The following is a 14045-nucleotide window of genomic DNA, read 5'->3' as shown; positions in this document are numbered from 1 at the left end:
CTGCGTATCCCTTCGCCGACTCGTGCCAGCTCTGCAATGCCTTGCGGGCAGGCCGCTTCCTGACGTTTTAGCGGCTCCAGATCACCCGGTGCGCACAGCGCACCCTACGGACGACCCTGTGCCCTGACTGCGTGTCGTGTTTGGCTGCGCGCCGTCGTTTTTATTGATTGATCGTTCAATTTAAATAAAATAGGCTGTTCTCCAAGCAAATCGAAGACAGAGGACAGCCCATGCCACGTTTCGCCGAACAGCAGCTCTATATCGGTGGCCAGTACGTCGCCGCCAGCAGTGGAGCGACCTTCGACAGCATCAACCCGGCCACCGGCGAGGTGCTGGCCAAGGTGCAGTGCGCCAGCCAGGCAGACGTGGATCGCGCCGTGGCCAGCGCCGCCGAGGGGCAGAAGCAGTGGGCGGCGATGACCGCCATGCAGCGCTCGCGCATCCTGCGCAAGGCGGTGGACATCCTCCGTGCGCGCAACGATGAGCTGGCCGAGCTGGAAACCCTCGACACCGGCAAGCCGCTTTCCGAAACCCGCTACGTCGACATCGTCACTGGCGCCGACGTGCTGGAGTACTACGCCGGCCTGATCCCGGCCATCGAGGGCGAGCAGATTCCGCTGCGCGAAACCGCCTTCGCCTACACCCGCCGCGAACCGCTGGGGGTGGTCGCCGGCATCGGCGCCTGGAACTACCCGATCCAGATCGCCCTGTGGAAATCCGCGCCGGCCCTGGCTGCCGGCAACGCCATGATCTTCAAGCCCAGCGAGGTCACCTCGCTGACCGCACTGAAACTGGCCGAGATCTATACCGAGGCCGGACTGCCCGCAGGCGTGTTCAACGTACTCACCGGCAGCGGCGCCGAAGTGGGCCAATGGCTGACCGAGCATCCGGGCATCGAGAAGATTTCCTTCACCGGCGGCACCGTCACCGGCAAGAAGGTGATGGCCAGCGCCTCCAGCTCCAGCCTCAAGGAAGTGACCATGGAGCTGGGCGGCAAGTCGCCCTTGATCATCTTCGAGGACGCCGACCTGGATCGCGCCGCCGACATCGCGCTGATGGCCAACTTCTACAGCTCCGGCCAGGTGTGCACCAACGGCACCCGCGTGTTCGTGCCGCGCATGCTGCAGGCGCGCTTCGAGAGCAAGGTGCTGGAGCGGGTCAAGCGCATCCGCCTCGGCGACCCGCTGGATGAGGCCACCAACTTCGGCCCACTGGTGAGCTTCGCCCATATGGAGCGGGTGCTCGGTTACATCGAAAAAGGCCGCAGCGAAGGGGCGCGCCTGCTGATCGGCGGCGCGCGTGTCAGCGACGGCGACTATGCCAAGGGGGCCTACGTGGCGCCGACCGTGTTCACCGACTGCCGGGACGACATGACCATCACCCGCGAGGAAATCTTCGGCCCGGTGATGAGCATTCTGATCTACGACGACGAAGAGGAAGTGATCCGCCGCGCCAACGACACTACCTACGGCCTGGCCGCCGGCGTGGTGACCCGTGACCTGAACCGCGCGCACCGGGTGATCCACAAGCTGGAAGCCGGCATCTGCTGGATCAACACCTGGGGCGAATCGCCAGCCGAGATGCCGGTGGGCGGCTACAAGCAGTCCGGCGTCGGCCGCGAAAACGGCCTGGTCACCCTCGGCCACTACACCCGCATCAAGTCGGTGCAACTGGAAATGGGCGATTACGCCTCGGTTTTCTGACGAAAACAGCCACAAGCGGCAAGCCACAAGCTGCAAGAAAAACCAAAGCGGCATCTGCTTCTACTTGCAGCTTGAAGCTCGCCGCTTTCACCCGGAGGGTGCTGCTCTTATGGAATACGACTACATCATCATCGGTGCCGGCTCGGCCGGTAATGTGCTGGCCACTCGCCTGACCGAGGACGCAGACGTCAGCGTATTGCTGCTGGAAGCCGGCGGCCCCGACTACCGCCTGGATTTCCGCACCCAGATGCCCGCCGCCCTGGCCTTCCCGCTGCAGGGCCGGCGCTACAACTGGGCCTACGAAACCGACCCCGAACCCTACATGAACAACCGCCGCATGGAATGCGGACGCGGCAAGGGCTTAGGCGGCTCGTCGCTGATCAATGGCATGTGCTACATCCGTGGCAACGCCATGGACTTCGACAGTTGGGCCAAGGCCAAGGGCCTGGAAGACTGGAGCTACCTCGACTGCCTGCCGTATTTCCGCAAGGCGGAAAGCCGCGACATCGGCCCCAACGATTACCACGGCGGCGACGGCCCGGTCAGCGTGACCACGCCCAAGACCGGCAACAACCCGCTGTTCCACGCCATGGTCGAGGCTGGCGTGCAGGCCGGTTATCCGCGCACGGATGACCTCAACGGCTACCAGCAGGAAGGCTTCGGCCCGATGGATCGTACCGTGACCCCGGAAGGTCGCCGCGCCAGCACCGCCCGTGGCTATCTGGATCAGGCGCGGGCGCGGCCCAACCTGACCATCGTCACCCATGCCACCACCGACCGCATCCTCTTCGACGGCAAGCGCGCCAGCGGCGTCGCCTATCTGCTCGGCAAGGCCAATGACGCGACCATCGCGTACGCCCGTCGTGAAGTGCTGCTGTGTGCCGGCGCCATCGCCTCGCCGCAGATCCTCCAGCGCTCCGGCGTTGGCCCCGCCGCATTGCTGCGCGAGCTGGACATCGCCCTGGTGCACGAGCTGCCCGGCGTCGGCCAGAACCTGCAGGATCACCTGGAAATGTACCTGCAGTACGCCTGCACCCAGCCGGTGTCGCTGTACCCGGCGCTCAAGCTGCTCAACCAGCCGGGCATCGGCGCGCAGTGGCTGTTCACCGGCAACGGCATCGGCGCCAGCAACCAGTTCGAGGCCGGCGGCTTCATCCGTACCCGTGAGGAATTCGCCTGGCCCAATATCCAGTTCCACTTCCTGCCGGTGGCGATCAACTACAACGGCAGCAACGCGGTGAACGAGCATGGCTTCCAGGCCCACGTCGGCTCGATGCGCTCGCCCAGCCGTGGCCGCGTGCACCTGAAGTCGAAGGATCCGCGCCAGCACCCGAGCATCCTGTTCAACTATATGAGTCACGAACAGGACTGGCAGGAGTTCCGCGACGCCATCCGCATTACCCGCGAGATCATGGCGCAGCCAGCGCTCGACCCTTACCGTGGGCGTGAGATCAGCCCGGGCATCGATTGCCAGAGCGACGCCGAACTGGATGCCTTCATCCGCGAACATGCGGAAACCGCCTTCCACCCGTCCTGCTCGTGCAAGATGGGCGAGGACGACATGGCGGTGGTGGACGGCCAGGGCCGTGTGCATGGTGTGCAGGGCCTGCGTGTGGTGGACGCCTCGATCATGCCGGAGATCATCACCGGCAACCTCAACGCCACCACCATCATGATGGCCGAGAAGATCGCCGACCGGATTCGCGGGCGCCAGCCGCTGCCGCGCAGCACCGCCCCCTACTTCGTCGCCGGCGAGCGGCCGGTGCGCGGGCAACCGCAACGAGAGGTCTCGGCAGCCTGACATTGGCGGGGGCCTGGGCCCCCTATCGCCAATGAATTCGCTCCTACACAGGCGAACTGTAGGAGCGAATTTATTCCCGCTGGCGTCGTCGAAGCAGAGCATTGCCCGTGATAATGGCGCACAGGCCATAGTCGCCAACCACTGCCGGACGCCTCATGCAGACCACCCTCCCTCAACTCGACCCACGCACCGCCCGCCTGCTGCCCTGGATCGTCGCCATCGCCTTCTTCATGCAGACGCTGGACGGCACCATCCTCAATACCGCCCTGCCGGCCATGGCCCATGACCTGGGCGAGAACCCGCTGCGCATGCAGTCGGTGGTGATCGCCTACATGCTCACCGTGGCGCTGCTGATTCCCGCCTCGGGCTGGATCGCCGACCGCTTCGGCACGCGGCGCATCTTCTATGGCGCCATCGCCCTGTTCAGCCTCGGCTCGCTGCTGTGTGCGCTGTCCGACTCACTCGCCATGCTGGTGGGCGCGCGGGTCATCCAGGGCCTCGGCGGCGCCCTGATGATGCCGGTGGGGCGTCTGGTGGTGCTACGCGCCTACCCGCGAACCGAGCTGGTGCGAATCATGAGCTTCATCACCCTGCCCGGCCTGCTCGGCCCGCTGATCGGCCCCACACTGGGCGGCTGGCTGGTGGAGGCGGCGAGCTGGCACTGGATCTTCCTGATCAATCTGCCGGTCGGCCTGCTCGGCTGCTGGGCGGCGATGCACTACATGCCGGACCTGCGCGGGGCTCAACGCAGCCGCTTCGATACTCAGGGCTTCCTCCTGTTCGGCGCCGCCATGCTGCTGATCACCGTGGCACTGGAAGGCCTTGGCGAGCTGAACCTGCCCACCTTGCGCGTGACCCTGCTGCTGGTCGGCGGCCTGGCCTGCCTGGCGGTGTACTGGCTGCGCGCGGCGCGCATCGCCGAGCCGCTGTTCTCGCCCAGCCTGTTCACCACCCGCACCTTCGCCACCGGCATTCTCGGCAACCTGTTCGCCCGCCTGGGCAGCGGCGCCCTGCCGTTTCTCACCCCGCTGCTGCTGCAGGTGGCCATGGGTTACTCCCCTGCCCAGGCCGGCATGAGCCTGATTCCCCTTGCGCTGGCCGCCATGGCCGCCAAGCCGCTGGCCAAACCATTGATCGACCGCCTCGGCTATCGCCGCATCCTGACCAGCAACACCCTGCTGCTCGGCGCCCTGATCGCCAGCCTGGCGCTGGTCGACAAGGACACCTCGACGCTGCAACTGATCGTGCAACTGAGCCTGATCGGTGCCTGCAACTCGCTGCAGTTCACCGCCATGAACACCGTCACCCTGATCGACCTGGACAACGACGAGGCCAGCAGCGGCAACGGCCTGCTGTCGGTGGTGGTGCAACTGGCCATGAGCCTTGGGGTGGCGTCGGCGGCTGCACTGCTCAGTGGCTTCAGCCGTGAGCTGAGCGAGGTGCAGCAGGCCTTCCAGGCCACCTATCTGTGCGTGGGGCTGCTGTCGATGCTGGCGGCGGCGATCTTCCTCCAGCTCGACCCGATGGATGGCCGGCGCAGCCGTCTGGTCGAGGTACCACCGGAAGACTGAGGCGGCCTGCTACACTGCCGCCCCAATCCTTCCAGCCGGACACCCTCGTCGTGAGCGCCACCGCCTTTTCCAGCCTGCCCCTGTCCGCCGCCATGCAGGCCAACCTCGCCGCCCTCGGCTACAGCGAGATGACCGCCATCCAGGCCGCCAGCCTGCCGCTGATCCTCAAGGGCCGCGACCTGATCGCCCAGGCCAAGACCGGCAGCGGCAAGACCGCCGCCTTCGGCATCGGCCTGCTGCACCCGCTCAACCCGCGTTATTTCGGCTGCCAGGCGCTGGTGCTGTGCCCGACCCGCGAACTGGCCGACCAGGTGGCCAAGGAGCTGCGCCGCCTGGCCCGCGCCGCCGACAACATCAAGGTGTTGACCCTCTGCGGCGGCGTGCCCTTCGGCCCACAGATCGGCTCGCTGGAGCACGGCGCGCACGTCATCGTCGGCACCCCCGGGCGGGTGCAGGAACACCTGCGCAAGGGCACGCTGAAGGTGGACGGCCTCAACACCCTGGTGCTCGACGAAGCCGACCGCATGCTCGACATGGGCTTTATCGACAGCATCGCCGAGATCATCGAGCAGACCCCGACGCGCCGGCAGACCCTGCTGTTCTCCGCCACCTATCCGGCCAGCATTGAACAGCTCGCCGCACGCTTTCTGCGCAGCCCGGAACGGGTGGAGGTGCAGGCCCTGCACGACGACGGGCAGATCGAGCAGCGCTTCTACGAGATTGCCCCAACACAGCGCCTGGATGCCGTCGCCGCCCTCTTGCGGCACTTTCGCAAGCAGCCGGCGGTGGCCTTCTGCGCCACGCGCCAGCAATGCAGCGAACTGGTGGAACGCCTGGAAGCCGAGAAGATTTCCGCCGCCGCGCTGCATGGTGACCTGGAGCAGCGCAAGCGCGACCAGGTGCTGGCGCTGTTCGCCGGGCGTAGCCTGAGCGTGCTGGTGGCCACCGACGTGGCCGCCCGTGGCCTGGATATTGCTGGGCTGGAGCTGGTGATCAACGTCGAGCTGGCGCGTGACGCCGAGGTGCATATCCATCGCATCGGCCGTAGCGGTCGCGCTGGCGAGAAGGGTCTGGCGGTGAGCCTGGTGACGCCGGCCGAGGCAGGGCGCGCGCAAGCCATCGAAGCCCTGCAGGGTCAGCCCCCGGCCTGGTATCCGCTGCCAGCGGACAACCCCAGCGTCAGCCTGCTGCCGCCGATGCACATGCTGTGCATCGGCGCCGGACGCAAGGACAAGCTGCGCCCCGGCGACATTCTCGGCGCGCTGACCGGCGACGCCGGCCTGAGTGGCGAGCAGGTGGGCAAGATCGCCCTGTTCGAGCATCAGGCCTATGTCGCGGTACAACGCGACGCGGCGAGAAAAGCCTTGCAGCGCCTCACAGAAGGCAAAATCAAAGGCCGCTCGCTCAGGGTGCGCATGATCTAGCAGGCTGTTGAAAAACTACCTGCGTTGCCATTGCTACGTTAAAAACAGCCTCAAAATGCTCATTTACAACTCGTAAACTGCGCTTTTTCGCCTGTTTTTGCCTTGCACTGGCTGCCTCGCCTACGTTCTTCAACGGCCTGCTAATCTGTAACAATCATTGGCCGGCACCAGGCCGAGAAGGGGCAGGATCCACTCAATGCGCAATATCCTGGTTATCGAGGACAGCCCGCTGGTTCTGAAGATCCTCGCCCACCTGTTCCGCCACGAACCGGACCTGGAGCCGGTCTTCTGTGCCTCGCTGGCCGAAGCCGAGGTGATGCTGGAAACCTCGGCCGGGTTGTTCTTCGCCGCCATCGTCGACCTGCACCTGCCGGACGCCCCCGATGGCGAGAGCGTCGACCTGGTGATGCGCTACCGCCTGCCGTGCATCGTGCTCAGCGGCAGCTACAACGAGCAGCGCCGCGACGAGTTGCTGATGAAGGGCGTGGTCGACTACGTGCTCAAGGAGAGCCAGCACTCCTACGAGTACGCCTTTCGCCTGTTGCACCGGCTGGATCACAACAGCCACATCAAGATTCTCATTGCTGACGATTCCAACGCCCAGCGTCGCTATATCCGCCACATCATCGAACCGCATCATTACCAGATACTCGAAGCCACCGATGGCCAGGAGACCCTGCGCCTGCTCGCCGAGCAGCCGGACATCGACCTGTTGATCCTCGACCACGCCATGCCCGGGGTCAGTGGTTTCGATCTGGTGAAGATGCTGCGGCAGAAACTCAGGCTCAGCGAGCTGATCATCATTGGCGTGTCGGCCGACCCCAAGGGCTCGCTCAGCGCGCAATTCATCAAGCACGGCGCCGATGACTTCCTGCGCAAGCCGTTCTGCCCCGAGGAACTGAACTGCCGGGTGATGAACACTCTGGAGCGTCGTGACCTGCTGCAGGCCCTGAAGAAGGCTGCGGAGTACGATGCCCTCACTGGCCTGCGCAATCGCCGCTCCTTCTACGAGCGTGGCATACGCATGATCCAGCAGGCACAGCAGGCTGGGCAGCCTCTGAGCGTGGCCATGCTCGACATCGACCACTTCAAGCACATCAACGACGGTTTTGGTCACGCCAGCGGCGACAGCGCCCTGGTGGTGTTCGCCAAGGCCTTCGCCAGCACCTTCCCCGACGTGCTGACGGGGCGCCTGGGCGGTGAAGAGTTCGCCCTGCTCAGCCAGCTCGATACGGCCAGGCTCTGCGAGATGCTCGAACAATTACGCCAGCGCTGCGCCACCCTGCACTACGCCAAGGAAGCACCGCCGCTATCCTTCAGTGCCGGGCTCTATCATGGCCCGACCGAGGATCTGGAAAGCATGCTGCACGAGGCCGACCAGCGCCTGTACAAAGCCAAGCAACTTGGCCGGGCGCGCACCGTCACCGACTGATCAGGGCCCCATGCCATGGCGGCGAAAGGTTTCGGCGTAACGGCCGTCGGCCTGCATCGCCTGGATCGCCTGATCGAAGCGCGCGGTGATCTCGGCATGCTGTGGATGGCTGAGGCGCACCAGAATATGCAAGCCGTTCTCGCTCAGTGGTGTGGGCAGAAACTCCAGCTCATCGCGCAGGGGAGCCAACTCACGCCCCAGGTGATAACGCGCCACCCATTCGTCCTCCAGGGTTAGCTGCACGCGCCCGGCGTGCAACATGCGCGCAGCGCTCTCGAAACCACCGACGCCGATGCGCTGCAAATGCTCGTCGTGGTCGAATTCGGGCGAGTAGGCATAGCCACGCACTACGGCAATGCGATAGGGATAGAGGTCGGCGAGCCGGGTAAAGGCGATATTCGCCCCCTTGCGCTGGATCAGCCGAATACGATTGAACAGGTAAGGCTGGGAGAAGTAGCCGAACAGGGTGCGCTCGTCACTGAACCAGGCATTGATCAGCACATCCTGCTCACCACGCTTGAGGCCCAGCACGGCTCGCTGCCAGGGTGCTTCGCTGTAGACCGTGCGATAACCGGCCTGGTGCAACGCCTGCTGCACCAGATCACTGGCCAGGCCATTGTTCGGCAAGCTGTGGTCGTTGAACGGCGGCCAGGGGTCGGCCACCAGACGTAGCAACTCACCGGCGACCAGCGGCGGCGACAGCAGCGCCAGCAGAAACAGGGCACGCACGCTGGGCATGTTCGGAGCGGCTCCTTTTTTCCATGGCAGGGTCTTTAACTCATAGCAGGTGCTGTGCCACAAGTCATATCCAGGTGGTGTCCTGGGGTAAGATGCGCGCACTTTAGCCCAGATCGAACCCTCGGGGAGTCCATCCGTTGCAAACCGACGTACTGATCATCGGTGCCGGTGCCGCCGGCCTGATGTGCGCCGCCAGCGCTGCGGCGCGAGGGCGCTCCGTGCTGGTGCTGGATCACGCCAACAAGGCGGGCAAGAAGATCCTCATGTCCGGTGGCGGGCGCTGCAACTTCACCAACCTGTATTGCGAACCGGGCAACTTCCTCTCCGGCAATCCGCACTTCTGCAAGTCGGCCCTGGCGCGCTTCACCCAGTGGGATTTCATCGGCCTGGTGGCCAAGCACGGCGTGCCCTATCACGAGAAGAAACTCGGCCAGCTATTCTGCGACAACAAGTCCAGCGACATCCTCGAACTGCTGCTGGCCGAATGTGCCGAGGCCGGCGCCGAGATTCGCCTGAACACGGCCGTGCACGGCATCGAGAAAACCGCAGATGGCTTTCACCTGGCCAGTGACATCGGCGAGCTCGACTGTCAGTCGCTGGTGATCGCCACCGGCGGGCTGTCGATTCCCACCCTGGGCGCCACCGGCTTCGGTTACCAGGTGGCCAGGCAGTTCGGCCACGAGGTGCTGCCGACCCGCGCCGGCCTGGTGCCCTTCACCCTCACCGATCCACAACTCAAGGCGCTGTGCACGGAGCTGTCTGGCACTTCGGTGGAGGACTGCCGGGTGAGCTGCAATGGCCAGAGCTTCGTCGAGAACATCCTGTTCACCCACCGCGGCCTGTCCGGCCCGGCGATCCTGCAGATTTCCTCCTACTGGCAACCTGGCGACACCCTGCATATCGACCTGCTGCCGCATATCGACCTGCCCGAGTGGCTGGCCACGCAGCAGCGCGAACGCGGCAACAGCGAGCTGAAAACGCTGCTGGCCGAACTGTTCACCAAGAAGATGGCGGCCCTGCTGGCGGACGCCTGGTTCGCCAACAAAGCGCTCAAGCAGTACAGCCCGGGCGAGCTCAAGGCCATCGCCGAACGCCTGGGCGACTGGCAACTGGTGCCAGCCGGCACCGAGGGCTACCGCACCGCCGAGGTCACCCTGGGCGGGGTGAACAGCGATGAGGTGTCGTCCAAGACCATGCAGTCGCTCAAGGTGCCCGGGCTGTATTTCATCGGCGAGGTGCTGGACGTCACCGGCCATCTCGGCGGCTTCAACTTCCAGTGGGCCTGGGCCTCGGGTTACGCCGCCGCGCAATACGTCTGAGGCCAGGATTCCTGCCGCTTCCACGGCATGGGAACTGCCGAGGCGGCGCGAACTCTGCTATGAACAGCAGCCGCGAAGCTGCGCACAACAAGGACGCCCCGCCTCATGACCTTCGCCCAAGGCCAGATATTCCTCATTCTCGTCACCAGCATGGGCTTGTTCATCTGGGGCCGCTGGCGCCATGACGTGGTGGCCCTGGGCGCCCTGTTGGCCTGCGTCATCGCCGGCCTGGTGCCCGAACGCGAAGCCTTCACCGGTTTCGGCCACCCGGCCGTGATCACCGTTGCCTGCGTGCTGGTGCTCAGCCATGGCTTGCAACGCACCGGCGCAGTCAGCCGCCTGGCGCAATGGCTGCTGCCCAGCGGCGCCGGCCTGCTGCTTTCCATCACCGCACTGACCGGCCTGGGCGCCTTGCTCTCGGCGTTCATGAACAATGTCGGCGCGCTCGCCCTGCTGATGCCCATCGCCCTGCAGATTGCCGCGCGCCTGGAATTGCCGCCGGGGCGTGTGTTGATGCCGCTGGCCTTCGGCACCATCCTCGGCGGCATGACCACGCTGATCGGCACACCGCCGAACCTGATCGTCTCCAGCTTCCGCGCTCAGCATGGCGACGGGCCTTTCACCATGTTCGACTTCAGCGCGGTCGGCGTCGCCGTGGCGCTGGCCGGCATCAGCTTCATCGTCCTGCTCGGCTGGCGCCTGGTGCCCAGGCGCGAAGTGGGTAACGCCGCCAGCTTCGACACCGGCCATTACCTGACCGAGGCGCGCGTGCAGGAAGGTGGCAAGGCGCAGGGCAAGACCCTGCGCGAGATCGAGCAATTGCTCGATGAGGTCGACGCCCAGGTGGTGGCCATGGTGCGCAACAAGCTGCGCCTGACCGCGCCCAATCCGCGGCGCGTGCTACAGGCGGATGACGTGCTGGTGATCGAGGCCGACCCGCAGGAGCTGGGTGAAGTGCTCGGCCAGCTGGATCTGTCGCTGGAGGCCGAGCGCGAAGCCAAGGAGGAGGCCGACAAGGACGGCGAAGCGGAGAAAAAGACCAGCAACGGCGACGAGCGCGCCCTGCTGGAACTGCTGGTCAAGCCCGACTCCTCGCTGATCGGTCGCTCCGCCAGCAGCACCCGCCTGCGCAGCCGCTACTCCATCAACCTGCTGGCCATCTCCCGACAGAGCCACCGCTCCATCAAACGCCTGCGCTCGACCCTGATCCAGGGTGGCGACGTGCTGCTGATGCAGGGCAGCGCCGAGGATATCGGCGAGTTCGCCAACGACTACGACTGCGTGCCGCTGGCTGCCCGCGCCATCAACATTCCCGACCCAAGCCAGGCCAACCTCGCGCTCGGCATCATGCTGCTGGCCATTGCCGCGGCCGCCTTCGGCCTGCTCTCGGCGGCCATCGCCTTCGCCAGCGGCGTGCTGGCCTACATGCTGCTGCGCCTGGTGCCACTGCGCGCCGTTTACGAGTCCATCGACTGGCCGGTGATCGTCCTGCTCGGCGCCCTGATTCCGGTGGCCGGCGCGATGTCCGCCGCGGGCGCCGCCGACCTGTTGGCCCAGCTGTTGATGAAGCACCTGGCACAGGGCAACGCCATCATCACCCTGACCCTGCTACTGGTGGTCACCATGACCCTGTCGGACTTCATGAACAACGCGGCGACCGCCGCGGTGATGTGCCCCATCGCCCTGAGCGCCGCCAGCCAGCTCGGTGTCAGCCCGGATGCGCTGCTGATGGCCGTTGCCATCGGCGCTTCCTGCTCCTTCCTCACCCCCATCGGCCACCAGAACAACACGCTGATTCTCAGCCCGGGCGGCTTCCGCTTCGGTGACTACTGGCGCCTGGGCCTGCCCCTGGAAATACTCGTGGTGCTGATCAGCGTGCCGCTGCTGCTGTGGGTATGGCCGCTTTGAAGCGGCGCATTACCTTGCCTGCTGCACTCAGAACGAGGCCCGCCTGATCGGGCCGTGGTCGCGCTCATAGGCCAGACGGATGCGCGTGAACCAGGCCCCCAAGGCCGACTCCTCGGCCCAGGGCTGCGCGCCCAAGCACCAGGCCCATAGCAGCATGCCGGCCAGCAGATAGTCGCAAGCGCCGGGAGCCTGGCCTTCGAGGAAGGGCTGATCACGCAGCCACATTTCCAGCGGCGCAACGCCTTCGCGGAACAGCCGCTCGCCGCCCTGTGGGTCGGCGAAGTCTTCCAGGCTCATGCCCAGCATCTGTTCGCGGCTGCTGCGGAAATACTCACGATCAGCCGGGTCGATCACCTGCCCGATCCGTGGGAGCAGGATTTTCAGCAGCGGTAGACGCACCATGTGAAAGCTCAGGCGCTCCACCAGGCGTGCGCGCTCGGCCGCCAGCCCATCGCCGAGCAGTGGCCGCTCTGGGTAGCGCTGATCCAGGTAGGCGAAGATGGTCAGGCTGTCATGTACCGACTGGCCGTCATCGACCAGCACCGGCACCAGCTTCTGCCCGGAGAATTCGATCAGCGCCTTCTCGCCGAAGCGGATCGGCCGGCTGTGGAACTCCAGCCCCTTGTGCGCCAGGGCCAGGCGTACCCGCCAGCAATAGGGGGAAAACAGCAACTCACGATCGGCACCGCATAGCTCATACAGCTCTCGCATGGTCTTCTCCTCGATGTTCAGAGTGAACGGCTCTTCGTTGGCAAAGAACATATCGCAGGCTCATCGTGCAACCAGCGCCGCTATCACCACCTCGGCAAGGCTGGCCCGATGGACGAGCGAGGTGAGTCAAAACGCTCGGAGTATTGATAGCGGACTGGCAAATTTGTGTTGGCGTGTTGGCGTGTTGGTTGTTCGGGTGCTTGTTCCGAATTGCCGCGTTTTTGCTGATGTCTTTGGTTTCGCCCTCCCGGGCGAGTCACTTTTGCCCGGATGGCCGGCCCGACAAAAGTAACCAAAACCTCCGCCCTTTCATCCGGCCCTCGCTGCGCGAGGGTTCGCTCACTCCATCGCCGCTCCAGAGGCCCGCCGCGGCATCCATGCCGCTCGACCTCTTCCACGACGATTCCGTTCGCCCTCCTGGGCGGGCTCTGCACGCGCCTGAACCCGAGGTAACCCAGAAGTAGCGCGGAGTGTTTGAAAGGGCAGCCGTAGGGCGGACTCAGGAGCGCCAGCGAACAGTCCGCCGGGCCATGCCGAGTTCGGCACCACAATCTACATCCAATACTCCCCACGGCGTACTGCTTCCGAGCGGCCGGCGTCCCGGTACGCCCTTGTATCTCGACCAAAGCCTTTCAGTGAGGCTATGGTTCCCGACTGATCATCGGGGGAGGAGTTGCAAGCCGAGTACGCCCTGAAGCCTTGAGCCTGTAACGTAGATTGCGCTGCGCTCCTCCGCACTCATCCAGTAAGTCCGAACGGTATCCAGAGCCTCGAGCTCGCATAAACAAGGTTGGACGGATGCAGTGACGATCAGCTACCCAAAGGAGGAGGAGATGAGCACAGTTGTGGGTATCGACATCGCCAAGCACACCTTCGACATCGCGACCCTTCAGGCCAATGGCAAGCATCGCACCAAGGCCAAGCTGAGCAACGACCCGAAGGGCTTTAAAGTTCTGCTGCAATGGTTGGGCAAGCATGCTGAACCGCAGGCTTGGATCGTGATGGAGGCGACCGGCATCTATCACGAAGCGCTGGCTGAATGGTTGTACGAGCATGACTATAAGATCTGCGTATTGAATCCGACGCAGATTGCGCTTTATGCCCGCAGCCAGTTGCAGCGCGTGAAGACCGACAAGGTGGACGCCAAGCTGATTGCCGATTATGGCCATCTGCATCAGCATAAGTTGCGTGCCTGGAAGCCCGAGCAACCGGAGATCAAGCGCCTCAAAGCCCTGAATCATCGTCTGAAGGATCTTCAGGAGTTGGAGCGCATGGAACAGAACCGTCTGGACGTGACCAGCGATGTCAAAGTCGCTGCGTCGATTCGGTCGGTACTTGAGCATATTCGCCAGCAGATCGCTGAGACGCTGAAAGCGATCAAGCAGCACTTCGATGACAACGATGACCTACGAGGCCAGCGCGACTTGCTTAAAAGCAT

Annotated in this window: 10 protein-coding genes; 8 read left to right on the top strand and 2 right to left on the bottom strand. The window is 64.7% G+C overall.

The genetic code is table 11. From position 1 onward, the window contains the following. The first annotated feature begins 230 nt into the window (after nt 1-230). The 5 genes from betB (at nt 231) to ACSVIK_RS08360 (ending at nt 7931) form a co-directional block, all read left to right on the top strand. Nucleotides 231-1703: a betaine-aldehyde dehydrogenase gene (gene betB / locus ACSVIK_RS08380; protein ID WP_442443889.1), complete on the top strand. Its 1473-nt coding sequence runs from the start codon at nt 231-233 to the stop codon at nt 1701-1703. 109 nt (nt 1704-1812) lie between these two features. Then, the gene (gene betA, locus ACSVIK_RS08375) at nt 1813-3504 is read left to right on the top strand and encodes a choline dehydrogenase (RefSeq protein WP_442443888.1); all 1692 of its coding nucleotides are present in this window, start codon (nt 1813-1815) and stop codon (nt 3502-3504) included. A gap of 155 nt (nt 3505-3659) precedes the next feature. Continuing rightward, on the top strand, nt 3660-5075 hold the full coding sequence (mdtD, locus tag ACSVIK_RS08370) for a multidrug transporter subunit MdtD (protein ID WP_442443887.1): 1416 nt from the start codon (nt 3660-3662) through the stop codon (nt 5073-5075). Between the two features lie 50 nt (nt 5076-5125). Next, nucleotides 5126-6499, top strand: coding sequence for an ATP-dependent RNA helicase DbpA (dbpA, locus tag ACSVIK_RS08365; RefSeq protein WP_442443886.1), 1374 nt, complete (start codon nt 5126-5128; stop codon nt 6497-6499). Nucleotides 6500-6695: 196 nt separating this feature from the next. After that, on the top strand, nt 6696-7931 hold the full coding sequence (locus ACSVIK_RS08360; RefSeq protein ID WP_442443885.1) for a diguanylate cyclase domain-containing protein: 1236 nt from the start codon (nt 6696-6698) through the stop codon (nt 7929-7931). On the opposite strand, the gene ACSVIK_RS08355 is transcribed toward ACSVIK_RS08360, so the two are convergent. Then, entirely contained in the window at nt 7932-8669 is a 738-nt protein-coding gene (locus ACSVIK_RS08355) for a substrate-binding periplasmic protein (RefSeq protein ID WP_442443884.1), read from the bottom strand. A gap of 137 nt (nt 8670-8806) precedes the next feature. Here ACSVIK_RS08355 and ACSVIK_RS08350 point away from each other — a divergent pair, with 137 nt between their 5' ends. Both ACSVIK_RS08350 and ACSVIK_RS08345 read left to right on the top strand, forming a co-directional pair. Further along, nucleotides 8807-9988 carry an NAD(P)/FAD-dependent oxidoreductase gene (locus ACSVIK_RS08350; RefSeq protein WP_442443883.1) on the top strand — a complete coding sequence of 394 codons (1182 nt, stop codon included), beginning with the start codon at nt 8807-8809 and terminating at the stop codon, nt 9986-9988. A gap of 105 nt (nt 9989-10093) precedes the next feature. Next, on the top strand, nt 10094-11896 hold the full coding sequence (locus tag ACSVIK_RS08345) for an SLC13 family permease (RefSeq protein WP_442443882.1): 1803 nt from the start codon (nt 10094-10096) through the stop codon (nt 11894-11896). Nucleotides 11897-11923: 27 nt separating this feature from the next. Here the strand turns inward: ACSVIK_RS08345 and ACSVIK_RS08340 are convergent, their stop codons facing one another. Beyond that, nucleotides 11924-12658, bottom strand: coding sequence for a glutathione S-transferase family protein (locus tag ACSVIK_RS08340; protein ID WP_442443881.1), 735 nt, complete (start codon nt 12656-12658; stop codon nt 11924-11926). Nucleotides 12659-13440: 782 nt separating this feature from the next. Here ACSVIK_RS08340 and ACSVIK_RS08335 point away from each other — a divergent pair. After that, a partial coding sequence (locus tag ACSVIK_RS08335; RefSeq protein ID WP_442443880.1) for an IS110 family transposase occupies nt 13441-14045 on the top strand: 605 nt, incomplete at its 3' end.

The organism is Pseudomonas sp. NCHU5216 (assembly GCF_052156495.1).
Lineage (GTDB): Bacteria > Pseudomonadota > Gammaproteobacteria > Pseudomonadales > Pseudomonadaceae > Aquipseudomonas.
This window is presented reverse-complemented; position numbering and strand designations above follow the sequence as displayed.